Origin of the sequence: Methylobacterium aerolatum (genome assembly GCF_022179085.1) — a bacterium.
Lineage (GTDB): Bacteria > Pseudomonadota > Alphaproteobacteria > Rhizobiales > Beijerinckiaceae > Methylobacterium > Methylobacterium aerolatum.
Genome location: NZ_BPQE01000015.1, coordinates 52,171 through 78,434, shown reverse-complemented (window position 1 = coordinate 78,434; position 26,264 = coordinate 52,171). Strand labels below are relative to the sequence as shown.

Below are 26,264 nucleotides of genomic sequence, written 5' to 3'. Positions count from 1 at the left end.
CCGAGCCCCCTCGCCCACGGGAACAGATCGCCATGCCGCAGACCGAGATCCGCCTCGCCCTGGAAGCGATTCCCCTGGGCGGCATGGCCGAGGGCGCGGCCGGCGACGACAAGGTACTGTTCGTCCGGGACGCCTCGGGCGTCCGGGCCTTCCAGGCGAAGTGCCCGCATCTCGGCGCCCCGCTGGCCAAGGGCGAGATCTGCGGGAAGCGGATCTACTGCCCCTGGCACAAAGCCGCCTTCTCCCTCGCCGACGGCGGCCTGGAGGAGCCCCCGGCCCTCGACGGGCTGACCCGCTACCCCGTCCGGATCGAGGGAGCCGAGGCGGTGGCGACCCTGACGCCGGAGCCGGTAAAGCAACCAGCGCGGACGGGTGGAGCCACGCCCGGCCGGGTGGTGATCGTCGGCACCGGCGCCGCCGCCGTGGCCTGCGTGACGACCCTGCGCCGGGAGGGCTACGCCGGCCCGGTCACGATGGTCGGCCGCGAGGCGCATCCACCCTACGACCGCACCAAGCTGTCGAAGCAGTTCCTGGCCAAGCCCACCCCACCGGAGAAGACGGTGATCGAGCCGGACTTCGCCCAGGCCCACGGCGTGGAGCGCATCACGGCGGAGGTGACCCGCGTCGATCCCGCTTCCCGGACGGTGACGCTCTCGGACGGGCGGGACGTCGGCGGGGACGCGATCCTCGTCGCCACCGGGAGCCGGGCCACGATGCCCGATTTTCCCGGCAAGGACCTCGACGGCGTTTTCACCCTGCGCAGCCTCGACGACGCCGTGCGCGTGAGCGAGGCGGCCGGGGATGGAAAGCGCGTGGTCGTGGTCGGGGCGGGCTTCATCGGCATGGAGGCCGCCGCTTTCCTGACGAAGCGCGGCTGCGCCGTCACCGTGCTCGCCCGGGAGGAGGTGCCCTTCGCCAAGCGCTTCGGCGAGGAGGTCGGCCGGGCGCTCAAACACTACCACGAGACAAACGGCGTGACCTTCCGCCAGGGCTCCGTCGCGGAGATCGAGGGCAGCGGTCGCGTCGAGTCCGTGGCGATGAAGGAGGGCGGCTCGCTGCCCGCCGACATCGTCCTCGTCGGCGCCGGGGCGAAGCCGGAGACGGGCGTGATCTCCGGCGTCACGCCCGATGAGAACGGCGGCCTGCCGGTGGGCGGCGATCTGCGGCTCGCCGAGGGCGTGTGGATCGCCGGGGACATCGCGGCCTTCCCCGAAACGGCGAGCGGCCAGACGGCCCGGATCGAGCACTGGCGCCTCGCCGAGCAGCACGGGGCGCATGTGGCCCGCGCGATGCTCGGATCGACAGAGCGGTTTGCCGGCGCGCCCTTCTTCTGGAGCAACCAAGGCGACAAGCGATTGGACTACGGCGGATACGCGCCCGGCTTCGACCGGATCGTGATGCAGGGCGATCCCTCCGCCCTCGACTTCATCGCCTTCTACGTGCGCGGGGACCGGGCGACGGCGGCGTGCAGCATCGGACGCAACGGCCCCTTCACCGCCTTCCTCCACCTCCTGGGCGAGGGCCGCCTGCCGCCCGCCGCCGAGATCGAGGCTGGGGCGGACCTCGTCGCCCTGGCGCGGGGCTGAGAGCGAGACGGCGCGTGCGGGTCGGCCGTTAGGCGCGATACTCCCGCCGCCCTCGCGGTTGGAGCTTCAGCGATCCCGGGTGACGCGTCACCCGGGGCGCCACCGGTCCGTTCGCCGCTTCGCCGTGGCCCGCGATCACGGAGGAGGCCGAAGGCTGCGTCAGTGCGCCCGGGAACGGAAGGCGCGGCCTCGCACTTGTCCGTGCTTGCGCCACGACCGGCGCCTCAAGGGGACGGCCATGAACCAGATCCTCGTCGTCGCACTGATTTGCGCCGCGAACGTCCAGGGACAGGATTGCTCCCGCGATACGGCCCTCGACATCATCACCGGGCCGGCCCACTCCCTGCAGGAATGCCTGATCCAGGGGCCGGTGCTCGCTGCCAATTCGGGCTTCAAGGGTGAGGACGGTGCCTACGTGAAGACCCGCTGCGAAGTGAAGCGCTGATCGGCGTCTTCAACTTTGGTTCAACGGTCCAGTAATCGAATCTGTTTCGGCTCTCGCCGGGAAACGGTTAGAAGGGCCACATAAGAAACGCCAGACGCGAGAGAATGCCATGTCCGCATCCCCCGCCATCCAGACCGAGCCCTTCGACCTCGTCGCCACGACGAAGGCCGCCGGTCAAGCCGCCAAGCGCCTCTCCGACGAGGCCATCCGCCGTGTGCGCGGCCGCCTGATCGGGGCCGACGGCAAGATCGACTCGGCCAAGCTGGAAGCCCAGCAGCACGCCGCTCATGGGCTTGCGTGGCTCGCAACCTATGCCGAGGCCGTGGCCGAACTCGGCGACTACGCCGAGCGCCTCACCGCCGCCGGCCAGTTCGGCGAGACGGAGGACCTGCTGGTGCGCATCGGCGCCGGCGAGTACCTCGACCAGCTGTTCTCCGGCATCCCGATGAGCCAGGGCGAGATGGTGCGCCCGGTGGGCTCCCTCGGTCTGTCGGCCAAGGAGGCCGCGGAGTTCCGCACCGAGGCGGTGGAAACCCTGATCGCTACGGGCAACACGCCGGAGAACCGCGCCGCCCTGGTCGCCCGGATGCGGGACGGCGGCGGCGCCGCGACCGTCGGCATCTCCGGCCTCGACGAGGACATGGAGGCGATCCGCTCCGAGATGCGCCGCTTCGGTAAGGCCGAGGTCGCCGACCACGCCCACGAGTGGCACCTGCAGAACGCCTACATCCCGATGTCGATCATCGAGAAGATGGCCGAGCTCGGCGTGTTCGGCCTGACCATCCCCGAGGAATACGGCGGCATGGGCATGCCGAAGGCCGCCATGTGCGTGGTCTCGGAGGAGCTGTCCCGCGCCTATATCGGCGTCGGCTCGCTCGGCACCCGCTCGGAGATCGCCGCCGAGCTGATCCTCTGCGGCGGCACCGAGGAGCAGAAGCAGCGCTTCCTGCCCAAGATCGCCTCCGGCGACATCCTGCCCACCGCAGTGTTCACCGAGCCGAACACCGGCTCGGACCTCGCCTCCCTGCGCACCCGCGCGGTGAAGGAGGGCGACACTTGGAAGATCACCGGCAACAAGACCTGGATCACCCACCCTGTCCGCGCCGACATCATGACCGTGCTGGTGCGCACCAAGCCCGAGGAGAAGGGCCACCGTGGCCTCTCCCTCCTCATCGCCGAGAAGCCCCGCGGCACGGATGAGGATCCGTTCCCGGTCCAGGGGCTTTCCGGCGGCGAGATCGAGGTGCTCGGCTACCGGGGCATGAAGGAGTACGAGCTCGCCTTCGAGGACTTCGCCGTGCCCGCGGCGAACCTGCTCGGCGAGGTCGAGGGCAAGGGCTTCGCCCAGCTCATGCAGACCTTCGAATCCGCCCGCATCCAGACGGCGGCCCGCGCCGTCGGCGTCGCCCAGGCGGCGCTGGATGTCGGCCTGCGCTACGCCGAGGAGCGGGTGCAGTTCGGCAAGGCGCTGGTGAACTACCCCCGTGTCTCCGACAAGCTCGCGATGATGGCGGTGGAGATCAACATCGCCCGGCAGCTCACCTATTTCTCCGCCCGCCGGAAGGACGAGGGGCGCCGCTGCGACCTTGAGGCCGGGATGGCCAAGCTGCTCGGCGCCCGCGTGGCCTGGGCGGCGGCCGACAACGCCCTGCAGATCCATGGCGGCAACGGCTTCGCCCTCGAATACCCGGTGAGCCGCATTCTGTGCGACGCCCGCATCCTCTCGATCTTTGAGGGTGCGGCCGAGATCCAGGCCCAGGTCATCGCCCGCCGCCTGCTCGACGCCGCCTAAGGCGCCACCCCTTTTACCGTAGCCGGCCTCGGGCATACCCGAGGCCGGCTTTTTTGTGCCCGCTTCGCCCGCCCCACCTGAGGCGGTGCCGGGCCGGCGGCTCCTATTTCGTGATCTTCACCGAGACGGGATCACTCGACGGGAATGTCTCCTCCAGGGCCTCGTCGAGGCGCTCGTTGAGGTTCTCCTGCTTGTTCTCGGGCTGCTGCTTGTCGCCCGGGCTGGCACTGTCACGCCGGAAGCCCGCCTGACCCTCGTCCTTCTTGTCGTCGTCGCTCATGGCCCGTGCTCCTCCGTGGCACCGTCGCCGGTGCCGGTGGCGGTCAACGCCGGGCGCTGCCGGTGTTTCCGGTCGCGACTGTGATTCGCGGCCTTCGGCACGATGCGCTGACGGGGCGGGCGTCTCTCGGTTGCGTCGCACCATCGTCACGAACTCATATCCCGGCGGCGAATCACCGACCATGGACATCCGAATGCAGTTTCCGGCTTAGGTCGCGCCTGCCGCGCAAATGCTCGGGCTCGCCAGCGATCTTTCGGATGTGAAACCGGCTGTTTCAAGAGCGCGAAGATGGGACCGGAACTACGGTTCGGCACGCGAAGATTTGCGACAGGCCTTCGCGATGGCGCCACCGCCTAGACAGCCGGATCCGGTTGGGCTACGAATTCTGCCGGTGTCTTGCGACCTGCACAACAACGCCGGTTTCGAACGGGGTTGACTTTTATTGCAGCGCAACATAAGTAGATCGCGTCAGAGGCGGGGCCATCAGATCCCGCCAGCGATCTCTATCTGGTTGGAGACCCCCATGCAGACCCCGAACTTCGAGATCCCGACCGAGATGCGCGACTTCGCCGAGAAGAGCGTCGATCAGGCCCGCACCGCCGTCGGCACCATGATGGCCAACGCCATCAAGACCAGCGAGCAGATGCAGACGGCCGGTCACACCTTCCAGTCGACGTTCAGCGCCGCGATCGCCAAGGGTTTCGATCACGCGCAGAACAATGCCAACGCGGCGTTCGACTACGCGCAGAAGCTCGTCCGCACCAAGGACCTGCGCGAGGCGTTCGAGGTCCAGTCCGAGTTCATGCGCAGCCAGTTCACGGCCCTGCAGACCCAGGCGAAGGAGTTCTCCACCCTCGCCCAGAACGCGGCTCGCTGAGTCCCGTCCGGCTTCGTCTGCCTCGGGCAGACGGAGCCCCGGTCCGCCCCGGGCGGGCCAGGATGCGGGCCCCTCGCGGGGCCGCATCACACGCTGGCCGGCCCTGATTGTCCGCGAACGGCCGGCGACGGCTGTGCCCCCGCGCGCGGCAAGGGAGAGTTGCGATGTCCAAGGTGCGTCGGTCCAAGCCCCCGCGTCAGGGCGCCAAGCCTCCGGTCAATTCCAGGGCTCCGACGAACGCCGTGGCCGCAGCCGCCGAGACGTCGGCGAACGAATCCCCGGCCGGTTCGGCTCCCGCCGAAGGTGTCGAGGGGGCCGCTCTCGTCGAATCGGCCGCCGAGATGCCGGGCGCCGTGAGCCACGCGGTCGAGGTGTCTACTGCCACCGGCGAGGCCGCCACGGTGACTGCGGTGGAGACCATGGAGCAGGTCGGGACGGCCGCCACCGCCGTGTCGCCGGCCGTGGTTGTCGCCAGCACCGCGCACGCCTTGGCCGATACCGCCGAGGCCACCTCCGACATCCTTGCCCAGACCGTCCCCGTCTCGCCGCCCGTCCTGCCGCCCGCGCCGCTGGTGATGCCCGAGGCTGCGCAGACCCTCGTCGCCACTTCACGCCTGCAGGCCGAGACTCTGGGCACGGCGGTCGTGAACTACTTCATCGCCGAGGGCGAAGCCTTCGCCGCGCATATGCGGGCGCTGGCCGGTGCCCGCAGCATGGCCGAGATCGTGCGCCTGCAGATCGGTGAGTTCCAGCGGGCCGCCGATGCGACGCTGAGTTGCTGGGGCCTCCTCACCATCGCCGCCGGACGGACCGCCTCCGCCCGTTGACCGGGCTCCGCACCGCGCGGGCCCTTCGGCGCACGCCTTCGCCTTGAAACGAGCGCGATCCTGCGGTTGACCGCAAGCATCCGTTAACCATCACGCCCCTATTGCCCTTCCGACGGGCATGGGTAACGACATGGTCCGATGCCGAAGTGCGCGCACGTGATCCGATTTTCCGGCTTGAGGGCCACCCTGGGTGGCGCTCTGAGGAGTGCCACGGGCGCCGCCCCGGCGCTCGCCACCCTCCTGGCCCTCGCCCTCCCCGCCCCGGCCCAGGACACCGAGCGCGGCCGGACCTCGGCCGTGGCCATCGCGGCCGAGTTGTCGAGCCAGGGCGCCCAGAGCAAGCTCGTCCTCACCCTGTCGAAGGCCGTCGAGGCCCGCGCCTTCGTGATGGAGCGGCCGGACCGGGTCGTGATCGACCTGCCGGAGGTCAACTTCCAGCTCGACGGCGAGACGGGACGGCGGCGCGACGGCGTGGTCCAGTCTTTCCGCTACGGCCTCTTCGCGCCGGGCCGCTCGCGCATCGTGATCGACCTCGCCGCCCCCGCCATCGTCGGCCGGATCGAGACCGCGACCCGGCCCCGCGACGGGGCGGTCCTCATGACGATCCCCCTCAAGCAGGTGGAGCGGGAGGCGTTCCGCAAGGCCGCCGCCTCCTCCGATCCGTCACCGGCGCAGCCGCACGTGGCGGTGAGCGAGCCGGCGGATTCTCGCCCGCTCATCGTCATCGATGCCGGGCATGGCGGCACCGATCCCGGTGCCATCGCCTCGACGGGCGTGTTCGAGAAGGACATCGTGTTCGGCTTCGCCCAGGACCTGGCGGGCAAGCTCTCGGCCGGCGGCCACTATCGGGTGCAGATGACCCGCGACCGGGACGTGTTCGTCCCCCTGCTCGAACGGGTCCGCATTGCCCGCGATGCGAAGGCCGACCTGTTCATCTCGATCCATGCGGATTCGATCTCCTCCGCGCCGCAGGTGCGGGGCGCCACGATCTATACCGGCTCCGAGAAGGCCACCGACGCCGAATCGGCCAAGCTCGCCGAGCGCGAGAACCGGGCCGACGCCGCCGCGGGCGCCGAGGCGTCGGAGGCGCCGCCGGACATCGCCGACATCCTCCAGGAACTCACCCTGCGGGAGACGCGCGGCTTCTCCTCCGGCTTCGCTCGCTCCCTCATGGGCCAGCTCGGCCCGGTGATGGAGATGAGCGCCAAGCCCCACCGCGAGGCTCGCTTCGTGGTCCTGCGCTCGCCCGACGTGCCGAGCGTCCTCGTGGAACTCGGCTACCTGTCGAGCAAGCGCGACCTGGAGATGCTCCAGAACCCGGAATGGCGCGCGGGGGTGACGGGTTCGATGGCCAAGGCGGTCGACCAGTTCTTTGCAACCCGCACGAGTATCGGTCGCCAGGGCGCGGGCGCCCGCCGATCGGCGGCCATCGCCCCAGTTTCACCATAGATACGGTGTGGATACGGGTCGATCGGATGACCCGGTTCGCGAGGTTGTAACGTCCTCCTCGCCGGGCTCCTGAAGGCAGCGTCCGGGACCTGATCGCGCCGCGAAGGGCGCGGCTCCGGGCTTCGCCGGCCATGAGCGGAACACCGGATGCGTCTGATCCTTCGTTTCTTCGGGATTCTGTTCAGCGCGGGCGCGGTGCTGTTCTGCGTCGGCGCCGTCTTCGCGGGCTACTTCTACTGGAAGTACAGCCAGGACCTGCCGGACCACGCCCAGCTCGCCAACTACGAGCCGCCGGTGATGACCCGCGTCCACGCGGCGGACGGGTCGCTGCTCGCCGAGTATGCCCGCGAACGCCGCCTCTACCTGCCGATCCAGGCCATGCCGAAGATCGTGGTGGCGGCCTTCCTCTCGGCCGAGGACAAGAACTTCTACAAGCACGGCGGCATCGACCCCGAGGGGATCGTGCGCGCCTTCCTCACCAACGCCAAGTCGGGCAAGAGGCAGGGCGCCTCGACGATCACCCAGCAGGTTGCCAAGAACTTCCTCCTGTCGTCGGAGCAGACCTACGATCGCAAGATCAAGGAGGCGCTGGTCGCCCTGCGGATCGAGGCCGCCTACTCCAAGGACAAGATCCTGGAGCTCTACCTCAACGAGATCTTCCTCGGCACCATCGTGCCGGGCCGGAACCTGCACGGCGTCGCGGCCGCCGCCCTCGATTATTTCGGCAAGTCCGTCCACGAGTTGACGATCAACGAGGCGGCCTACCTCGCCGCCCTGCCGAAGGGGCCGAACAACTACCACCCCTACCGCAAGACCCAGGCGGCGCTGGACCGGCGCAACGAGATCATCCGCCTGATGCGCGAGAACGGGTACATCACCCGCGAGGAAGAAGAGAACGCCAAGAAGCAGCCGCTCGGCGTGAACCCCCGGCCGGCCTTCCCCAACGGCACCATCGCCAACTACTTCACCGAGGAGGTCCGGCGCGAGATCTCGGAGCGCTACGGCGAGAAGAAGCTCTACGAGGGCGGCCTCTCCGTGCGCACCACCCTCGACCCGAAGATGCAGGGCTGGGCGCGCAAGGCGCTGGTGGACGGCCTCGTGCGCTACGATCAGGCCCATGGCTGGCGCGGGCCGGTGGCCCATGTGGAGCTCGCGGGCCGGGACTGGGGCCAGGCCGCGGGCGAGGTGCCGGCGCTCGGCGACGTGGCGCCCTGGCGGCTCGCGGTGGTGCTCGCCTCCGCGGCGGGCGGCGTCCAGGTCGGGCTCCAGCCCCGGCGCGAGGCCTCCGGCCAGTTCTCGAAGGACCGGGACACGGGCGTCATCCCGCCCGAGGGGATGCGCTGGGCCGGGCGGGCGAACCTGCGCCCCGGCGACATGGTCTACGTGGAGGCCATGGACGGCGGCAAGAACCAGTACCGCCTGCGCCAGCGGCCGGAGGTCTCCGGCGCCATCGTGGCGATGGACCCGAACACCGGCCGCGTCCACGCCATGGTCGGCGGGTTCTCCTACGACGAATCCGAGTTCAACCGCGCCACGCAGGCGATGCGCCAGCCGGGCTCGTCCTTCAAGCCGATCGTCTACTCGGCGGCGCTGGACAACGGCTACACGCCGTCCTCCATTGTCCTCGACACGCCGATCACCATCGAGGCCGGTCCCGGCCAGGAAGCGTGGACGCCCTCGAACTACGACGGCAAGTCCGGCGGCCCGCACACCCTGCGCTACGGGATCGAGCACTCGAAGAACCTGATGACGGTGCGGCTCGCCAAGGACATCGGCATGCCGCTGATCGCGGAGTATGCCCGCCGCTTCGGCGTCTACGATGACATGCTGCCCGTGCTGCCCATGTCGCTGGGCGCGGGCGAGACCACCGTGATGCGGATGGTTACCGCCTACTCGATGCTCGCCAACGGCGGCCGCCGCATCCGCCCGACGCTGATCGACCGTATCCAGGATCGGATCGGCGAGACGATCTACCGCCACGACAACCGCAAGTGCATCGGCTGCGACGCGGACAAGTGGTCCGGCCAGGACGAGCCCAAGCTGGTGGACGATTCCGAGCAGGTGCTCGACCCGCTCACCGCCTACCAGATGGTCTCGATCATGGAGGGCGTGGTCCAGCGCGGCACGGCGACGATCCTGAAGCAGATCGGCAAGCCGCTGGCCGGCAAGACCGGCACGACCAACGACGCGAAGGACGCGTGGTTCGTGGGCTTCTCGCCCGATCTCGCGGTCGGCATCTATATCGGCTTCGACAAGCCCCGCTCGCTCGGCGACCGGGCGACGGGCGGCGGTCTCTCCGCGCCCATCGCCCTGGACTTCCTGAAGCAGGCGCTGAAGGACAAGCCGCCGACGCCGTTCCGCGTGCCGCCGGGCATCAAGCTGATCCGCGTGAACCTCGCCTCCGGCACCCGCGCCGGCTCGGGCGAAGGCGCCGGCACCATCCTGGAGGCGTTCAAGCCGGGCACCGCCCCGCCGGACTACAGCGCGCCCGCCGCCAATTCGGCTCCGGCCGCGGCCGCCGTCCCGGCGGACGCCGACAGCGCCGCCCAGGCGGGCGGGGTGTACTGAGATTCACTGCGCGGTGAATGGCTGAAAACAGATCGTTATCCCGGAGCCGTGGAGCAGGGTCCGGGATGGCTGCGGTGGACTTAAGCCGCGGGATGGTGCCCCCCGCCTCGGGGAATTTCCCGGCTGACCCCCGCCCTCACCTCGTCCCGAGGTGCGGCGGAGCCGCCTCGAAGGAGACCTCCAGGGATCGCAGGGCCATCTGGAGCGCTCTCTTCGAGGCCCGCCAAGGCGGGCACCTCAGGATGAGGGCGAGCGTAGGATGAGCTTCGCAACGCCCCCAAGGGACACGACAGTCACTCCCCCAGGTACCGCGCCTCCAGATGCGCCCGGAACGCCGCCGTGCCCAAGGGCGCGCCCGTGGCTTCCGCGAGGAGCGCGTCGGTGCCGAGCAGGCTGCCGCGCCCGTGGATGTGGGTGCGCAGCCACGTCCGCAGCGGCGCGAAATCGCCCTGCGCGAGGCATCCCGGCAGGGCCGGCTCCGCCGTTCTCGCGGCGCGGAAGAGCTGCGCCGCCGCCATGGCGCCGAGGGTGTAGGTCGGGAAGTAGCCGAAGGCGCCGCTCGGCCAGTGGATATCCTGCAGGCAGCCGAGGCGGTCGTCGGGCACGTCCAGGCCGAGGAGATCGCGCATCCCGTCGTTGAAGGCGCCGGGCAGGTCGGCCACGGCGAGGTCGCCCGCGATCATCGCCGTTTCCAGACGGTAGCGCAGGAGGATATGGGCCGGATAGGTCGCCTCGTCGGCATCGACGCGGATGAAGCCCGGCACCACGCGGGTGTAGAGGCGGTACAGGTTCTCCGCCTCCCAGGCCGGTCCCGACCGGCCGAAGGCGTGACGCAGGAGCGGCGCGAGGTAGGCGACGAACTCCCGGCTCCGGCAGGCCTGCATCTCCACGATGAGCGATTGGCTCTCGTGAAGGCTCATCCCGCGCGCGGAGCCCACGGGCTGATGCCGCCACTCGGCCGGGCGGCCTTGCTCGTAGAGGGCATGGCCGGTCTCGTGCAGCACACCCATCAGGGCGCGGGAGAAATCCGCCTCGTCGTAGCGGGTGGTGATACGGACGTCGTCCGTGGCGCCCCCGCAGAACGGGTGCAGGCTGATGTCGAGGCGTCCGCGCGTCTCGTCGAAGCCGAGCGCCCGCATCAGGGTGAGGCCGAGCTGCCGCTGGGTCTCGATCGGGAAGGGCCCGTCCAACGGCACCGGCGCCGGCCGCGACTCCTGCCGCTCGCGGGCCTCCGCGATCAGGCCGGGAAGCCAGGAGGTCAGGTCCGAGAAGAGCGGGTCGATGATCGACCGCCGCATCCCCGGATCGTATCCGTCGAGCAGCGCGTCGTAGGGGTCGAGTCCGAGCGCCGCGCCCTTGGCCTGCCCGATCTCCCGCTGGAGGCGGAGCAGTTCCTCCAGATACGGGGCGAGCCGGGCGAAATCCGCATCGCGCCGCGCCTCGCGCCAGACCATCTCGGAGCGGGACACCGCCCGCGAGCGCGCCTCCACCAGGGCCTGCGGCACCGCCGAGGCGTGGGTATGGGCGCGGCGCATCTCGTAGAGGTTGGCGGCGGGCCACGTCTCCAACCCGCCCTCGGCCTCGGCCGCAGCGAGGTCGTCGGCGGTGGCCGGCGCTGTCAGGATCTCGTGGGCGAGGCCGTGCAGCACGGCCAGCTGCTCGCCCCGGGACTCCGCGGCCCCGTCGGGCATCATCGCCTGCGCGTCCCACCCGAGGATGCCCGCCGCGCCTTCGAGGGCCGCCAGACGGGAAAACCGGGCTTCGAGGGAACTGTAAGCGGTCATGTCGGCCTCACCTCTCGTCGCGCTGCCACTCGTGCAAGCAAAGCGATCCGGGGTAAAGCGTCATGGGTGCCTGGGCTGCGTCGCTCTCAGTGACGGTATTTGCAAGAGCAAGCATCAAGCATCGGGCGGGAGCCCGTGGCCCCCGCCCGTCTCAGCCTCACACGAAGTGCTGGCCGCCGTTGATGGTCAGCGTCGAGCCGGTGACGAAGCCCGCCTCGTCGCTGGCGAGGTACTCGACCGCGTGGGCGATCTCGTCGGCCTCGCCGAGGCGGCCGGTCGGGATGGTGGAGATGATCTTGTTGCGGATGTCCTCCGGCACGGCCATCACCATCTCGGTGGCGATGTAGCCCGGCGCCACGACGTTCACGGTGATGCCCTTCGAGGCGCTCTCCTGCGCCAGCGCCTTGGCGAAGCCGACCACGCCCGCCTTGGCGGCGGAGTAGTTGGTCTGGCCGGCCTGGCCCTTCTGGCCGTTGATCGACGAGATGATGATGATGCGCCCGAAGCCGCGGGTGCGCATGCCGTCGATGAGCGGACGGGTGCAGGTGAACATCGAGTCGAGGTTGGTCTTGATGACCGCCTGCCACTTCTCGAAGGTCATCTTGTGGAAGGCGCCGTCGCGGGTGATGCCGGCGTTGTTCACCAGCACGTCGATCGGCCCGACCTCGGCCTCGATCGCCTTGATGCCGGCCTCGCAGCTCGCCATGTCGCCCACGTCGAACTTGAAGACCGGGATCCCGGTCTCGTCCTTGAATTTCTGGGCGGCTTCGTCGTTGCCGCCGTAGTTCGCGGCGACCTTGTAGCCCTTGTCCTTCAGCCGCTTCGAGATCGCCGCGCCGATGCCGCGGGTGCCGCCGGTGACGAGGGCGACGCGTCCTTGAGCCATTCTCGTTTCCTCCTGTTCGCACGCCTGCTTGCTGCGTACGGATGGCTTCCGCACGTCATTTTTTTCACGCCGATAAGCAAGATAACTTTTGGGGCCCCCTCGAAGGCTGTCGAGGGGGCCCCGTTACAAATCGATCAGGCCCGCTCGACACACATCGCGACGCCCATGCCGCCGCCGATGCAGAGCGTCGCGAGGCCCTTCTTGGCGTCGCGGCGCTTCATCTCGTGCAGGAGCGTGACGAGGACGCGGGCGCCCGAGGCGCCGATCGGGTGGCCGATGGCGATGGCGCCGCCGTTGACGTTCACCTTCGCGTCGTCCCAGCCCATGTCCTTGTTCACGGCCAGCGCCTGGGCGGCGAAGGCTTCATTGGCCTCGATCAGGTCGAGGTCGGAGGGCGACCAGCCCGCCTTCTCCAGGGCCTTGCGCGAGGCCGGAATCGGCCCGGTGCCCATGATCTTCGGATCGACGCCCGCCGTCGCCCAGGACTTGATCTTGGCGAGCGGGGTGAGGCCGCGCTTCTGCGCCTCCGAAGCCGACATCAGCACGATGGCGGCCGCGCCGTCGTTGAGGCCCGAGGCGTTGGCGGCGGTGACGGTGCCCTCCTTCGAGAAGGCGGGCTTCAGCTTGGCCATGGCCTCGACGGTGGCGCCGTCGCGGATGTACTCGTCCGTGTCGACGATGGTGTCGCCCTTCCGGCCCGGCACGGTGACGGGGACGATCTCCTCCTTGAACCGGCCCTCCTTGCGGGCGGCCTCGGCCTTGTTCTGCGAGCGGGTCGCGAATTGGTCCTGCTGCTCACGGGTGAGCTGGAACGCCTGGGCGACGTTCTCGGCGGTGGTGCCCATGTGGTAGCCGTTGAAGGCGTCCCACAGGCCGTCCTTGATCATCGTGTCGATGAGCTTGATGTCGCCCATCTTCTGCCCGCCGCGCAGGTACTGGCAGTGGGGCGAGAGGGACATGGATTCCTGACCGCCCGCCACGATCACCTTGGCGTCGCCGTTCTGGATCTGCTGCATGCCGACCGCGACGGTGCGCAGGCCCGAGCCGCAAACCTGATTGAGGCCCCAGGCGGTCGCCTTCTCGGGGATGCCGGCCTTGATCGCCGCCTGACGGGCCGGGTTCTGCCCGGCACCCGCCGTCAGCACCTGACCGAAGATGACCTCATCCACGTCGTCGGGCGAGACCTGGGCCCGCTCGAGCGCCGCCTTGATCGCGGTCGCCCCGAGTTCGTGGGCCGGCACCGCCGCGAAGGCACCAGCGAAGGAGCCCACAGGGGTCCGTGCGGCCCCGACGATGACGATGTCTTCGTTGCCTGCCATGACGTTCTCCTCTCGCGGCTGGCGCGTCGCATTAGCAGTCTTGCCGCGCTTCCATGAGCCGTGGAGCGATGAAGTGCGCCGACACGGTGAAGTCAAGGCGGCTTCGGCCGTGCGGCGCGCCGTTTCGCATCCCCGAAGCCCGGAATCCGCGGCGCCGCCACCGCGAAGCGCCGGAACTGGGCATCTGCGTCGCGCAGATGCAATATTCTGCACGGGATGGCAGCAATTTGCTGTTTTCTGCGTGAGACGAAGCTCTTATGTGTTGTGTGCGGGCGCGAAAACGCGCACCAGCCGGGTGCCGAGGTCGTGCGCTGCGGCATCCGGACGTTCGAGTGGAGAAAGGCCGTTCTGCGATGGCGGATACGATGAAGTCCCCCCAGACCGTCATCAAGAAATACGCGAACCGGCGTCTCTACCACACCGGCACCTCGACCTACGTCACCCTCGAGGACCTCGCGACGATGGTGCAGAACGGCGAAGACTTCGTCGTCTACGACGCGCGCTCCGGGGACGACATCACCCGCTCGGTGCTGACGCAGATCATCTTCGAGCAGGAGAACAAGGCGGGGGCCGAGAATCTGCTGCCGGTGGCCTTCCTGCGCCAGCTGATCCGCTTCTACGGTGACAGCATGCGCGCCATGGTGCCGAGCTTCCTCGAATTCTCCATGGCGAACTTCGCCAAGGATCAGGACGGGCTGCGCGAGAAGTTCGCGCACAGCTTCGGCCCCTCCGCCTTCCAGCACGCCATCGAGCAGCAGGTCCGCACCAACATGAACTTCTTCGGCGATGCCATGAAGATGTTCACGGGCTTCGCCGCCCCCGGCGCCGGCGTGACCCCGCCGGCTGCGGCGGCTCCGGTGCAGGGCACCGAACTCGACGATCTGAAGCGGCAGATGCTGGAGATGCAGGCCCGCTTGGAACAGCTCGCCCGGAAGTAGGCCCGCGCCCGTCACGGTACGCCGGGCGCAGCCCGTGACCGGAAAAGGTTGACGAACCGTTACCGGCGGCCCCACCTTTGCTCCTCCCGCCATCGAGGCATGCGGGAGTGCTGAGATGATACGGATCACGCCGGTCGGAAGTGTCAGAACGGAACGTGTCATCGACGGCCGCGCCGCCGATCGCGCGGCTGCGTCGCCCACGCCGCCGTCGCGCGCCCTCACGGTGATCGGGGGCGGGCGTGCCGAGACGGACGACCGCTCCACCGCCTGGCTGCGGGACGGCCGCACGGAGGCGGGCTTCGTCACGCAGCTGCTCGTCGGGGCAGACCCGACCCTGCAGACGTCCCGCCTCGCCCGGACCCGGCAAGCTGCCGCCTCTTACGCGACCATGGCCCGCCGCCTAGCCTGACCGGCACGGCGCACTCCGGGTGCCCCGCCGCCCCGGTCTTTATGTGCCCCGCGGATATCGCGGCTACCGATGGCGCGCGGACCTGCCGTACCCCGGAAACGAATCAGCCCCGGTGCGCGGGGCCGATGACGGCGCGCTGTCCGGGGCTGATCGATGGACGCAGTGGCGCTGGTCGCGCCCTCCCGCGATGACGGCTTACGCCTCGGCCGACTTGACCTTGAGCACCTGACGGCCGCGGTACATACCGGTCTTGAGATCGATGTGGTGCGGGCGGCGCAGCTCGCCGGAATCCTTGTCCTCGACATAGGTCGGGGCCTTGAGGGCATCGGCCGAACGGCGCATGCCGCGGCGGGAGGGGGAAGTCTTTCGCTTCGGAACGGCCATGGCGCGGGTCCTTCGGGTCTATCGGCGGACAAAGCGACGCGCGGACGGTGCCTCGATCGAGGGGCCGCCACACACACCGCAGGATACGGATGAGGCGGCGCTTATAGCGGCGGAGCCCCGTTCTGGCTAGAGCGGCGATGCAGGCGAATGTGCGCCGCACCGCGAGCGTTCACTGCAAGCCCGCCGCCGCGATCCCCTCGGTCAGCGCCTCGCCAGCGAGATCCTCGCCCAGGCGCCGCAACGCCAGCTCGACGGCGACGAGCGTCGATTCGCTGGCGGCGGCGGAGACGAGACTGTGGGCGGCGAGCAGATGGTCCGCCGCGCGCTCCAGGGTCGAGCCCTGCCGCACTCCGGGCTCCGTCGGGCGCAGGCACCCGGAGACCGCGGCGATGTCCTCCGGCGGCTCCGGCAGCACCGTCACCGACCCGTGGAAGCCGAGGAACGTCCGCCCCGGCGGCCCGAAGGAGGGTACCGCCCCGGCGAGGACCCAGAGGAGACGCTGGTCCGGCGCGCGCACGCGATAGCGGACGCTGAAGGCGCATTGCTCCTTGATGGCGGCGAGCACGAGATTGCGGACGCTCTCGCGGTCCTCCGGATGCACCACACGCGTCCAGCCGAAGCTTCTCGCGTCGGCCAGCGATTGGCCGGTGAGGCTCGTCCAGTCCTTGCTGAGGAAGGTGCAGAGCCCCGCCTCGTTGGTGACGAATACCATTCCACGCGTCCATGCGCAGGGGGCGGGCACACCTCGAAAATACGTGCCTTCCTTAGATTGCTCACAGGCGCGACAAAGCAAGTATCGGCCGCCGCTCGCGCGGGTGACGATCGGTAGGGCGCCGAACCGTTAAGCACCGGTTCAAACCGGAAGGCGCAGACCGCAGGGGCGGCACCGTCGAGCGGGCCGTGACTTCGGGAGAATCCCCCATGGCCTCCTTCACGCCCACCCTGTCCGGCCTGCGCGCCCTCGCCCTCGCCTCGGCCCTGATCGCCGGTCCCGTCCTCGGCGGGTCTGCCTTCGCGCAGACGGCGGCCCCCGCCGCGCCCACCGCCCCGGCCAAGCCGATGGCCCCGAGCGCCCCCGTCGCCGGGTCGCCCAACGCGGCCAAGGCGCCGCTCCTCGACATCAACAGCGCCAGCGCCGAGGACCTCGACAAGCTCCCCGGGATCGGCGCCGCCCGCTCCGCCGCGATCATCAAGGGCCGCCCCTACAAGGGCAAGGACGAGCTCGTTCAGAAGAAGATCATCCCGCAGAACGTCTACGACTCGATCAAGGACAAGATCATCGCCAAGCAGAAGTAGCGGCGGCGGGATCTATTCGGGCAGGGCGCCGGAGGGCATGGTGAAGCCCGAGGGGGTCTTGTCCGGGGTTTTCGCCTTGGGTTGGGCCCTGACCTGCGCCTTCCTGCCGGCCGGACCGGTGCCGGCGGGGGCGCCCGACGGCTCGGCGCCCACGGCTTCGCCGCCGAGCGCACCGGCCCCGGCGGTCTGAGGCCCGGCGGCCTTGGCCGCCTTCGCCTTGGCGCTGGCGCCCTTCGCGGCCTTGCTCGCCGCCTTCGCATCGCCTTTGCCATCCCCCTTCGCCACCTTCGGGGGCGGCTCGGGCGGCGCCTCCGGGGCCGGCTCGCAGGCCTTGAAGCCGAGGGACGCGAGGGGCCGCCCGTCGTCGCCGACGACGCCGAGGCTGTCGGGCAGGATGGGCAGCTGCGGATCCCACTGGATCGGCGCCCCCAGGACGCCCTGCAGCGAGTTCGGCGGGCCGCCCCGTCGCAGACTCGTGAAATCCGGCCCGTAGGCGGTCGCCCGCTTGTGGCCGATCACCACCTCCAAAACCTGGGTGAAGTCCGGCGTCAGCGGCCGCAGCGGGTTGTCGATGCGCACCATGCCGGCGCGTATCACATGGAAGCCGAAGCCCTTGCCGCTCTCGTAGCGGGCGGCCTGCGCGTCGCAGGTGATGCCGCCCGGGCCTGCGGCGGGCATTGCCGGAGGCACGGGGGGCGCGGCCGAGGGCGCGCTCTCGGCCGCGCCCCCCGTGAGGGCGAGCAAGGCGGCGCAGGCCCGCGCGATCCTCCTCATCGGCCCTGCTCCTGCTGCTCGACGGGGGGCCGCGGGGACGCCTCGATCACCTCCGCCGAGCGGTCGATCGGGCTCGCCTTCGGCCGGCGCAGCGGGCCGACCAGCAGGTCCGTCGCGTCGTCGTGGAAGTCGCTGTCCATGCGCAACGGTGGCCGCCGCCCCCGGGAGGCGGTGCGCAGGACGAGGACCCCGATCGCGATGACGATCAGGACCGCGAGGAAGATCAGCAGTCGCTCCATCAGGATTGCAGTGATACCCGGATGCGCGCGGCCCGTCATCCGAACCTGCGGAACGCCTCTTGCGTAGGGGGCCGGGATGGCAGGCGGGCAAGAATACAGGAACGCACGATGACCGATCAGACCGGCCGAGGCTCCGACGCGTTGGAGGCGCACCTCCTCGGGCTGATCGACAGCGCGCGGGAGCAGGCGAGCGAGGACCCCTTCCGCAATCCCGTGCTGGCCGTGACCCTCGCCATCACCCGCGCCTTCGACCGGGGCGAGATCGCGGAAGCCGACCTCGACGGGCTCTTCGCCCGGCTGCGCACAGCCTCCCTCGGGGCGCGGGCGCAGCGGCTCAGGGATTACGTGGGCCTCGACCAAGCCGACGCCGCCGCCGTGGCGTCCGAGCTGGTGGCGGCCGTGCCCGACCGGAGCGGCGCCTTCGAGGATTTCGCCCGGCTGATCCACCGCACCGCCTTCGCCGTGGTCTTCACCGCGCACCCGACCTTCGGGATGCCCCAGGCCGTCGCCTCGCTGCTGGCCCAGGCCGCGACCGCGCGCGAGACCGGGCGCCGGGAGGAGCTCGTGGACAGGGCCGCCGCGCTGTCGACCCGGCCCGACGTGCCGATCTCCCTCGACGTGGAGTTCGAGCAGGCCTGCGCCGCCGCCAACAACGCCCGCCTCGCCCTCGACGCCTTCAACGGCGCCCTCGTCGATGCCGCCCGCCGCCGCTGGCCCGAGCGCTGGACCGAACTCTCCCCGCGCCCCTTCGCGGTGGCGAGCTGGGTCGGCTGCGACACGGACGGACGCACCGACATCGGATGGTGGGACACCCTGCGCTACCGCCTGATCTCGAAGCGGATGCAGTTCGACCGGGTGATGCGCGAGTTGCCCGACATCCCCGCCGCCCGGGCGGCGCGGGGCCTCGCTGAGGGCGCGCTGAGCGCCGTGAACCGCCAGCTCGCCGTCGCCCCCCGCCTCGGCGACAAGCCCTCCCTGGAGGCGGTGCACCGGTTCTCCCTGGCCCTGATCATCGAGCGGGAGCGGGCCCAGACCGACGCGGCGCCCCTCGTCACCGCCCTGAACGCGGCGCTGGAGGGCACACAGGACGAGGCCGACCGCCGGGCCATCGCGGTGCTGCGGGCCGGCGTCGAGACCCACGGCCTGTCGAACGCCCTGCCGCATTTCCGGCTCAACGCCTCGCAGATCCACAACGCCGTCCGCCGGGTGATCGACCTCGACGGCGAACCCACCGACGCCGCCCGCCGCCGCTCGCACCTCGCGACGATCCACTCGCTCCTCGACGACGTGCGGCCGGTGGCCGTGGATTTCGGGGCGCTCGCCGCTGAGCGCGCCTCCGCCGCCCGCCTGATGATGACGATCGCCCAGATCCTCAAGCACGTCGACGGCACCCACCCGGTGCGCTTCCTCATCGCCGAGACGGAGACCGGCTACACCCTGCTCGCGGCCCTGTGGCTCGCCCGGCATTACGGCATTGCCGACAAGCTGGAGATCACCCCCCTCTTCGAGACGGCGAGCGCGCTGGAACAGGGCATCCGGGTGCTGGACGACGCCCTGCGCAACCCACACTGGCGGGCCTACATCAAGCGGATCGGGCGGCTGACCGTCCAGTTCGGCTACTCGGATTCCGGCCGCTACGTCGGCCAGCTCGCGGCGACCTTCTGGATCGAGCGCCTGCGCCTGCGCATCACCGAGATGCTGGTGCAGAACGGCCTCGCGGAGGTGGAGCTCGCGATCTTCGACACCCACGGCGAATCGATCGGCCGGGGCGCCCATCCGACGAGCCTGCGCGACCGCCTCGCCTACCTCGCCCCCGAGGATGCCCGCGACCGCGCCCGCAAGGCGGGGCTGAAGGTGCGCCTCGAATCGAGCTTCCAGGGCACCGACGGCTACCTGCTCTTCGGGACCCGCGAGTTGGCCGATGCGAGCCTCGCGCGGATCGCCGAGCACGTCTACGCCCTCGACATCGCCGAGGAGGATGCCTTCGCGGGCTACGCCCTTAGCGAGCGCGAGGTCAGGGGCGCGGCCAAGCCCACCGGGACGGCCGCGGCCGCCGACGACCCGATCTATTCCGAGCCGGACTTCGCCCTGGAGTTCTTCACGGTGGTCCGGCAGGAGATGGAGTCGCTGGTCGACGACACCGGCTACGCCGCCCTGCTCGGCACCTTCGGCCCGAGCCTCCTCGACCGCACGGGCTCCCGCCCCGTCGCCCGCCAGACGGATTCCGGCGGCCCGGCGCGGATCACCCATCCGCGCCAGATGCGGGCGATCCCCAACAACGCGATCCTGCACCAGCTCGGCTTCCTGGCGAACTCTTTGCACGGGCTCGGCCGGGCGGCGGCGCGGGGGCCGGACCTGTTCCGCGACATGCGCCGGGACTCGGTGCGCTTCTCCCGCGCCTTCCGCCTCGTGCAGCACGCGGCCTCCGTGGGCGACCTCGACGTGCTGCGCGCCTACGTGGACACCCTCGATCCGGCGGTGTGGCTGGAGCGGGCGCGGCGGACGCAGAAGGATTTCCGGCGGGACGAACTCGTGGTGATCGCGGGCGCCCTGGAGCGCCTCGACCTCGCCTCGGACCTGCGCCGCCTGTTCGGGCGGCTCACCCGGGACTGGCTCGCCCTCCATGCCGCCGCGCCCGACCTCTCGGGCATGTCCGCCCGGCTGACCCTGCTTCACGCCCTGCGGCTCGCCCTGATCCACCGGATCTGGTTCCTCGCCGTCCACATCCCCGGGTTCCGGCCCCAGGCGGGCATCACCCGCGAGCAGATGCTGGAGCGCTTCCTGCGCCTCGACATCGAGGGCTGCCTGAAGATCCTCGACGAGATCTTCCCCAACGAGCCGGACCCGACGCTCGGTCTCAACTTCGGCGAGCCCGCCGGGCCGCGCGACACGGGGACCTACGAGGTGGAGCATGCCACGCTCTTCCAGCCGATTCGCCGGATGTTCGGACAGGTCCGCGAGATCTCAGGGATGATCCAGCACGAGGTCGGGGCTTTCGGCTAGTGCAGCGACGCACTCACTCCGTCCCGGCGTGCCCACACTAGCTGGTTGTTCCTGCCCCAGTTTTTCCAGTTTCGGGTCACGCCACCGTCTGGATCGACGCCCTCGGCTCTGCAACCTCCGCCGTCATTGTAAGCAAAGCGAAGCAATCCAGGGATGCGCTACGGTCGAAAAGCGGCCCTCCACCCCTGGATTGCTTCGTTCCACTCGCGATCACCGGGCAGCGTGCGCGCAATGACGGGGTGGCGCGTCGACACCTGAACGCCCGCTTTACCGAAACGATCATCACTCGTTCAGACCCGCGCGGCTAGACCGTACGGACAGACTTGCCGTGGGTGGAATCGAGAGGCGCCGCCGGCGGCAGGAACGTCCACGAGAACATGTGCGTGTTAACCGCCGCTTCCGCCCCGGGCCGACCTCTCGTCATCGACGCGTGGCTGGTCTTTCCACTCTCCTCCTTTGCCGTATCGGTGCGCGCGTGAAGATCGCAGTCCTCGCTCATCTTAAGTATCCGATCGGACAACCTCATGCCGGCGGATTGGAGATGCATACCCATCTGCTCGCTACGGCGCTGCGGCGTCACGGGCACGATGTGGTTCTGTTTGCCAGCAAGGGCTCGGATCCCGTCCTCGACCCCGTGATGCTGTGCGAGCCGACCGGCGACGCGCTCACCCATCCCGAGCGCGAGGAGGAGATCGACCGCACCGAGGCGGACGCCTACCGGCGGATGATGCAGATGGTGGCCGAAGGCGGCTTCGACCTCGTCCACAACAATTCCCTCCACGCCCTGCCCCTGCAGGAGAGCGGTCGACTCGGGCTGCCCTGGGTGACGGTGCTGCATTGCCCGCCCTTCGAGGCCCTGACCAAGGGCATCGTGAAGGCCGACCCGGACATGGCGTTCCTGGCCGTCTCCACCTCGCTCGCCCAGGATTGGACCGAGTTCGTGCCCCACGCCCAGGTGGTGGGCAACGGCGTCGATCTCTCGACCTTCGCCTTCGGGGCGACGCCGGACGAGCCGGCCTATGCCTTCTGGTCGGGCCGGATCGTGCCGGAAAAGGGCCTGCACCTCGCCATCGACGCCGCCCGCGCCGCCGGCCTGCCCCTCGTCTTCGCCGGGCCGAAGCTCAACCCCGGCTACTGGGACGAGGAGATCGCGCCGCGCCTCGGGCCGGACCTCACCCATCTCGGCCACCTCACCCACCGGGATCTCGCCCGCCACCTCGCCAAGGCAAGGGTGGCGATCGTCTCGCCGCGCTGGGAGGAGCCCTTCGGCCTCGTGGTCGCCGAGGCGCTGGCCTGCGGCACGCCCGTGGCGGCCTTCCGCCGGGGTGCCATGCCGGACATCCTGGACGAGACCTGCGGGCGCCTCGCGGAGCCGGATGACGCGCAGAGCCTCGCCGAGGCGATCCGCGGCGCGGCCATCCTGTCCCGGCGCGCGTGCCGCGAGCGGGCGGAGGCCCTCTACGACGCCGAATCGATGTTCGAGAAGTACTTCGAGATCTACCAATCCGTCATCGCCCATGCGGCGGAGCGGGCCCACACGCCCCTGCGCCGGGTCGCGGGCGGCCGGGCCTGATCGAGGACCACCTCCGATGCGTCCCTGCGTCGTCTGCATTCCGGCCCGGAACGAGGCCCTGCGGTTGCCCCGCCTGCTCGCGAGCCTCGCGGCGCAGGAGGGGGTGGGGCCGGGCACGGCCCTGAAGGTCGTGGTGCTGGCCAACAACTGCACCGACGGCACCGAGGAGGCCGTGCGCGACGCCGAGGCGTCGGGCTCCCTGAACGGGCTCGACCTGCGGCTGATCTCGGCCACCCTCGCCCCGTCTGAGGCCCATGTCGGCACCGCCCGGCGCATGGCCCTCGAAGCGGGCGCCGAGTGGCTGGAAGCGGAGGGCGCCGGGGACGGCATCCTGCTCACCACGGACGCGGACGCCCGCCTGCCGGCGGATTGGCTCCCGGCCAACCTGACGGCGCTCGGCGCGGCGGAGATCGTCGGCGGTCGCCTCGTGATCGACGGGGACGAGGCCCTCGCCCCGGCGGTGGCCGACCTCACCGCCCGCGTCGAGCGCTACTGGGCGGCGGTGCGGCGGATCGAGGAACTGATCGACCCCCTCCCCCATGATCCGGCGCCGCGCCATGGCGACCATACCGGCGCCAGCCTCGCCTTTCCCGTATCCCTCTACCGCGCGGTCGGCGGGTTGCCCCCCCTGCCCTGCGGCGAGGACAACGCCCTCGTCGGCCTGATGCGGGATCGTGGCGCGCGGCTGCGGCACTGCCCGCAGGTGAGCGTCTTCGTCTCCGCCCGCCGCGACGGGCGCGTCACCGGCGGCATGGCCACCGAGATGGAGCGCCGGGCCCGCGCCGCCGCCGGGGAGCCCTATCGGCTGCCGGAGGCCGCCCACTGGCACCGGGTCGTCCTGCGCCGGGCCGACCTGCGCCGGGCCTTCGCCCTGTCCGACGATGCCCGCGCGGAGCGTTGCGCGGCCCACGGCCTCGGCCCCAACGATCTCGCGGCGATCCTGGCGGGCGGGTGCCCGAACGCCTTCGCCTTCGTGGAACGGGCCGACCGGCTGATCGAGGCCGGAGCCGACCCCGCCGCCGCCTGCGACATCGACCGCGCCATCGCCGACCTCGACGCGCTGGCCGCACGGTTGGCGGGCGGGACCGCCGCCAAGGCGGCCGCGTGACCGGCGGGATCGGCTGGTACGTCCACCACCAGGGTGCCGGGCACCTGCACCGCGCCCGCGCCGTGGCCGCCCACCTCGCCCGGCCCTGCACCGTCATCGGCACCCTCGCGGGCCTCGATCCGGGCGGCCTGCCCGCCCTCGACCTGCCGGATGACCGGCCCCTCGACCCGGCGGAAGGCTTTTCGGGACGGGACGGAGAGGCCGCGCGGCCGGAGGCGTTCCACTACGCGCCCCTGAACCATCCCGGCCTGCGCCGCCGCATGGCGCTGATCGCGGAGTGGGCCGAGCGGACGAATCCCTCCCTCCTCGTGGTGGACGTCTCCGTGGAGGTGTCGCTCTTCGCCCGTCTCCTGTCGCTGCCGACGGTGGTGGTGCGCCTCGCCGGGGACCGGACCGATACGCCCCATCTCGAAGCCTTCCGCAGCGCGAGCCGCATCCTCGCGCCGTTCCCGGCCTCCCTCGAGGCGCCGGAGACACCCGCCTGGGTGCGGGACAAGACCTTCTATGCGGGCTTCCTCGGAGAGGACGCGGCGGCGCCTCCGCAGGCGGGAACGGATATCGCGGTGGTCTTCGGCCGGGGCGGCACGGGGGGCGACCTGCCCGCCCTCGCGGCGGCGGCGCGGGCGGTGCCCGAGCGGCAGTGGCAGGTCTACGGCCCCGTGTCGGGACAGGCCGAGATGCCACCGAACCTGCATGTGCACGGATGGGTCGAGCGGATCGGCCCGCGCGTGGCGACGGCGGCCATCCTCGTGGGCGGAGGAGGCGACGGTCTCGTGGCGATGGCGAGTGCTCAGCGCCAGCGCTTCCTGTGCCTGCCGGAACCCCGAGGCTTCGGGGAGCAGACGGTGAAAGCCGAGGCCCTGGCCCGACTCGGCGCGGCGGTCGTCCGCTCGGATTGGCCGGCGGCGGCGGAGTGGCCGGCCGTCATCGCCGCAGTTCTCGACCTCGATCCCGAACGGATCGGCGGGCTCCACGAGCCTGAGGCCCTCACGCGGTGTGCGGCGTTCCTCGACAGCGTCGCGGGCGGCTGAGAAACCCAATACACACCGTCATCGCGAGGCTCCAGTGCCTGCGCCAACGCAATGAAGCGATCCAGGGTAGCCCCACGCCTCGAAGCGTGACGGCTCCCTGGATCGCTTCGCTTTGGTCCCGAAGGCGATGTGAATGGGAGGACCGCGGGGCGCTTACGAAACCAAATCGAGCTTGTCGGCCTGCACGCCCCGCGTGCGCAGAGTCTCCGGCAGCGCCGCGAAGTCGCGGTACCCGGCCTCGCGCGCCATGGCATCGAGGGCGGCCTGCGCATCGGGCGCCGAACCGGTCCACAGCACCGCGCCGCTGGTCTTCTGTCGGATCTGGAAAATGCTCATTGGTCGGCTGCGCCTGTGCGAGATCAATTCTAATGGTAAAACGCGGGACCGTTTCTCGGGTTGCACGCACTCTGATCGCAACGGCGAGGCTCGTTCGCCATCAAAAGGCCGGGCTCGCGCGGGAGGGAGACTTGCGAACTGCGACTCGCCGATGTGAGCCCATAATCTTGTCGATCCGCCTTACCGGCGCCGCCTGCGCCCTGGTCCTCACCGCGCTCCTCACGATCCCGGCGCGGGCCGTGGAGCCCGCCACCGTGCCGGATGCGAGCGCCCTCGCTCCCCTCGTGACCGTGGTGCCCGCCGAGAGCCGGGAGATCACCGAGCGGGCCGTGGTCACCGGCACGCTGGTGCCGCGCGACGAGATCCTCGTCTCCCCCGAGGTCGAGGGCCTGCGGATCACGGAGTTGCTCGTCGAGGAGGGCGACCGGGTCGCCAGGGGCCAAGTCCTGGCCCGCCTGTCGAGCGAGATGATCGCGACGCAGGAGGCCTCGAACACCGCCGCCATCGCCCGCGCCGAGGCGGCGATCACCCAGGCCCGCAGCCAGATCGTGCAGGCGGAGGCCGCCGAGACCGAGGCGCGCCTGTCCTACGAGCGGGCGCAGGCCCTCTCGAAGACGGGCAACGCGACCCCCGCCGTGCTGGAGCAGCGTGCCTCCGCCGCGCAGACCGCCACCGGCCGCGTGGCCGCGGCCAAGGGAGGGCTGCAAGTGGCCGAGGCGGACCTCGCCACCGCCCGCGCCGCCGGCTCCGAGATCGCCCTGCGGCGGGCGCGTACCGAGATCCGGGCGCCCGAGGCCGGAATCGTCAACCGCCGCACGGCTCGGGTCGGCGCCACCGCCACCGCCGTGGGCGAGCCCCTGTTCCGCCTCATCGCCCGGGGCGAGATCGAGCTGGAGGGCGAGGTGCCCGAGGTGTGGCTCTCGCGGATGAAGGTCGGGGATCGCGCCCGGCTCGTCATCGATCAGGGCCGCTCCATCGAGGGATCCGTCCGCCGGGTCTACCCCGAGGTCGACCGGGCGACGCGGCTCGGCAAGGTCCGCATCCGGCTCGCCGACGATCCCGCCCTGCGGATCGGCGCCTTCGCCCGCGGCACCGTCGAGATCGCCCGGCGCGAGGGCGTGTCGGTGCCGGTCTCCAGCCTGCTCTACGCCGCCGACGGGCGGGCCAGCGTCCTGGTCGCCAAGGACGGCCGGGTGGAGGCGCGCACCGTGGTGCCCGGCCTCTCCGCCGAGGGCTACACAGAGATCCGCAAGGGCATCGCGGCGGGCGAGCGGGTGGTGGCCCGCGCGGGCAGCTTCCTGCGCGACGGCGACCGGGTGCGGGCCGTGGACGCGGCCTCCGTCGCGGCGGCGCGCTGAGG

24 protein-coding genes are annotated in these 26,264 nt (G+C 70.7%); 15 read left to right on the top strand and 9 right to left on the bottom strand.

All coding sequences use genetic code 11. The features are described from left to right. Positions 1–32 precede the first annotated feature (32 nt). The 3 genes from MFF06_RS10815 (at position 33) to MFF06_RS10805 (ending at position 3,823) form a co-directional block, all read left to right on the top strand. Entirely contained in the window at positions 33–1,586 is a 1,554-nt protein-coding gene (locus tag MFF06_RS10815) for an FAD-dependent oxidoreductase (RefSeq protein ID WP_238203674.1), read from the top strand. Positions 1,587–1,824: 238 nt separating this feature from the next. Then, positions 1,825–2,031, top strand: a complete 207-nt coding sequence (locus MFF06_RS10810; protein WP_238203672.1) for a hypothetical protein — start codon at positions 1,825–1,827, stop codon at positions 2,029–2,031. A 109-nt stretch (positions 2,032–2,140) separates the two neighbouring features. Further along, complete coding sequence (locus MFF06_RS10805; protein ID WP_238203669.1) at positions 2,141–3,823, top strand: acyl-CoA dehydrogenase family protein; 1,683 nt, start codon at positions 2,141–2,143, stop codon at positions 3,821–3,823. Positions 3,824–3,926: 103 nt separating this feature from the next. Here the strand turns inward: MFF06_RS10805 and MFF06_RS10800 are convergent, their stop codons facing one another. Next, positions 3,927–4,103, bottom strand: coding sequence for a hypothetical protein (locus MFF06_RS10800; protein ID WP_238203667.1), 177 nt, complete (start codon positions 4,101–4,103; stop codon positions 3,927–3,929). A 523-nt stretch (positions 4,104–4,626) separates the two neighbouring features. Between MFF06_RS10800 and MFF06_RS10795 the strand changes: the two genes are divergently transcribed. The 4 genes from MFF06_RS10795 (at position 4,627) to MFF06_RS10780 (ending at position 9,824) form a co-directional block, all read left to right on the top strand. Further along, complete coding sequence (locus MFF06_RS10795) at positions 4,627–4,980, top strand: phasin (RefSeq protein WP_238203665.1); 354 nt, start codon at positions 4,627–4,629, stop codon at positions 4,978–4,980. A 164-nt stretch (positions 4,981–5,144) separates the two neighbouring features. After that, positions 5,145–5,807, top strand: a complete 663-nt coding sequence (locus MFF06_RS10790) for a hypothetical protein (protein WP_238203662.1) — start codon at positions 5,145–5,147, stop codon at positions 5,805–5,807. A 138-nt stretch (positions 5,808–5,945) separates the two neighbouring features. Continuing rightward, positions 5,946–7,256 (top strand): N-acetylmuramoyl-L-alanine amidase, encoded by a 1,311-nt coding sequence (locus MFF06_RS10785; RefSeq protein ID WP_238203660.1) that lies wholly within the window; start codon positions 5,946–5,948, stop codon positions 7,254–7,256. A 147-nt stretch (positions 7,257–7,403) separates the two neighbouring features. After that, positions 7,404–9,824: a penicillin-binding protein 1A gene (locus MFF06_RS10780; protein ID WP_238203659.1), complete on the top strand. Its 2,421-nt coding sequence runs from the start codon at positions 7,404–7,406 to the stop codon at positions 9,822–9,824. A 293-nt stretch (positions 9,825–10,117) separates the two neighbouring features. Here the strand turns inward: MFF06_RS10780 and MFF06_RS10775 are convergent, their stop codons facing one another. The 3 genes from MFF06_RS10775 to MFF06_RS10765 all read right to left on the bottom strand — a co-directional run bounded on the left by MFF06_RS10775 (position 10,118) and on the right by MFF06_RS10765 (position 13,813). Then, entirely contained in the window at positions 10,118–11,608 is a 1,491-nt protein-coding gene (locus MFF06_RS10775) for a carboxypeptidase M32 (RefSeq protein WP_238203658.1), read from the bottom strand. Positions 11,609–11,765: 157 nt separating this feature from the next. Further along, positions 11,766–12,494, bottom strand: a complete 729-nt coding sequence (gene phbB / locus MFF06_RS10770; protein WP_238203657.1) for an acetoacetyl-CoA reductase — start codon at positions 12,492–12,494, stop codon at positions 11,766–11,768. 134 nt (positions 12,495–12,628) lie between these two features. Beyond that, positions 12,629–13,813: an acetyl-CoA C-acetyltransferase gene (locus tag MFF06_RS10765; protein WP_238203656.1), complete on the bottom strand. Its 1,185-nt coding sequence runs from the start codon at positions 13,811–13,813 to the stop codon at positions 12,629–12,631. A 353-nt stretch (positions 13,814–14,166) separates the two neighbouring features. Between MFF06_RS10765 and phaR the strand changes: the two genes are divergently transcribed. After that, positions 14,167–14,751: a polyhydroxyalkanoate synthesis repressor PhaR gene (gene phaR / locus MFF06_RS10760; protein WP_238203655.1), complete on the top strand. Its 585-nt coding sequence runs from the start codon at positions 14,167–14,169 to the stop codon at positions 14,749–14,751. Positions 14,752–14,866: 115 nt separating this feature from the next. Next, positions 14,867–15,160: a hypothetical protein gene (locus MFF06_RS10755; RefSeq protein ID WP_238203653.1), complete on the top strand. Its 294-nt coding sequence runs from the start codon at positions 14,867–14,869 to the stop codon at positions 15,158–15,160. Between the two features lie 195 nt (positions 15,161–15,355). On the opposite strand, the gene rpmF is transcribed toward MFF06_RS10755, so the two are convergent. Together rpmF and MFF06_RS10745 are read right to left on the bottom strand one after the other, a co-directional pair. Further along, on the bottom strand, positions 15,356–15,544 hold the full coding sequence (rpmF, locus tag MFF06_RS10750; protein ID WP_003601373.1) for a 50S ribosomal protein L32: 189 nt from the start codon (positions 15,542–15,544) through the stop codon (positions 15,356–15,358). Positions 15,545–15,713: 169 nt separating this feature from the next. Beyond that, the gene (locus MFF06_RS10745; protein WP_238203651.1) at positions 15,714–16,256 is read right to left on the bottom strand and encodes a PAS domain-containing protein; all 543 of its coding nucleotides are present in this window, start codon (positions 16,254–16,256) and stop codon (positions 15,714–15,716) included. Between the two features lie 209 nt (positions 16,257–16,465). Here MFF06_RS10745 and MFF06_RS10740 point away from each other — a divergent pair, with 209 nt between their 5' ends. Continuing rightward, a complete protein-coding gene (locus tag MFF06_RS10740) occupies positions 16,466–16,840 on the top strand; it encodes a ComEA family DNA-binding protein (protein ID WP_238203650.1) in 375 nt (124 codons plus the stop codon). A 12-nt stretch (positions 16,841–16,852) separates the two neighbouring features. Here MFF06_RS10740 and MFF06_RS10735 read toward each other — a convergent pair whose 3' ends face one another. Beyond that, positions 16,853–17,614, bottom strand: coding sequence for a hypothetical protein (locus MFF06_RS10735; RefSeq protein ID WP_238203649.1), 762 nt, complete (start codon positions 17,612–17,614; stop codon positions 16,853–16,855). Further along, positions 17,611–17,892: a hypothetical protein gene (locus MFF06_RS10730; protein ID WP_238203648.1), complete on the bottom strand. Its 282-nt coding sequence runs from the start codon at positions 17,890–17,892 to the stop codon at positions 17,611–17,613. Before MFF06_RS10730 ends, MFF06_RS10735 begins: the two co-directional genes overlap by 4 nt. 69 nt (positions 17,893–17,961) lie before the next feature. On the opposite strand from MFF06_RS10730, the gene MFF06_RS10725 reads away from it, so the two are divergent. The 4 genes from MFF06_RS10725 (at position 17,962) to MFF06_RS10710 (ending at position 24,568) form a co-directional block, all read left to right on the top strand. Then, positions 17,962–20,856 (top strand): phosphoenolpyruvate carboxylase, encoded by a 2,895-nt coding sequence (locus MFF06_RS10725; RefSeq protein WP_238203647.1) that lies wholly within the window; start codon positions 17,962–17,964, stop codon positions 20,854–20,856. A 475-nt stretch (positions 20,857–21,331) separates the two neighbouring features. Further along, entirely contained in the window at positions 21,332–22,429 is a 1,098-nt protein-coding gene (locus tag MFF06_RS10720; protein WP_283207263.1) for a glycosyltransferase family 4 protein, read from the top strand. 16 nt (positions 22,430–22,445) lie between these two features. Further along, the gene (locus tag MFF06_RS10715; RefSeq protein WP_238203645.1) at positions 22,446–23,537 is read left to right on the top strand and encodes a glycosyltransferase family 2 protein; all 1,092 of its coding nucleotides are present in this window, start codon (positions 22,446–22,448) and stop codon (positions 23,535–23,537) included. Further along, complete coding sequence (locus MFF06_RS10710; RefSeq protein ID WP_238203644.1) at positions 23,534–24,568, top strand: glycosyltransferase; 1,035 nt, start codon at positions 23,534–23,536, stop codon at positions 24,566–24,568. Before MFF06_RS10715 ends, MFF06_RS10710 begins: the two co-directional genes overlap by 4 nt. 153 nt (positions 24,569–24,721) lie before the next feature. On the opposite strand, the gene MFF06_RS10705 is transcribed toward MFF06_RS10710, so the two are convergent. After that, a complete protein-coding gene (locus MFF06_RS10705) occupies positions 24,722–24,904 on the bottom strand; it encodes a hypothetical protein (protein WP_238203642.1) in 183 nt (60 codons plus the stop codon). Positions 24,905–25,071: 167 nt separating this feature from the next. On the opposite strand from MFF06_RS10705, the gene MFF06_RS10700 reads away from it, so the two are divergent. Continuing rightward, positions 25,072–26,262 (top strand): efflux RND transporter periplasmic adaptor subunit, encoded by a 1,191-nt coding sequence (locus tag MFF06_RS10700; RefSeq protein ID WP_370876742.1) that lies wholly within the window; start codon positions 25,072–25,074, stop codon positions 26,260–26,262. The last annotated feature ends 2 nt before the right edge of the window (positions 26,263–26,264 follow it).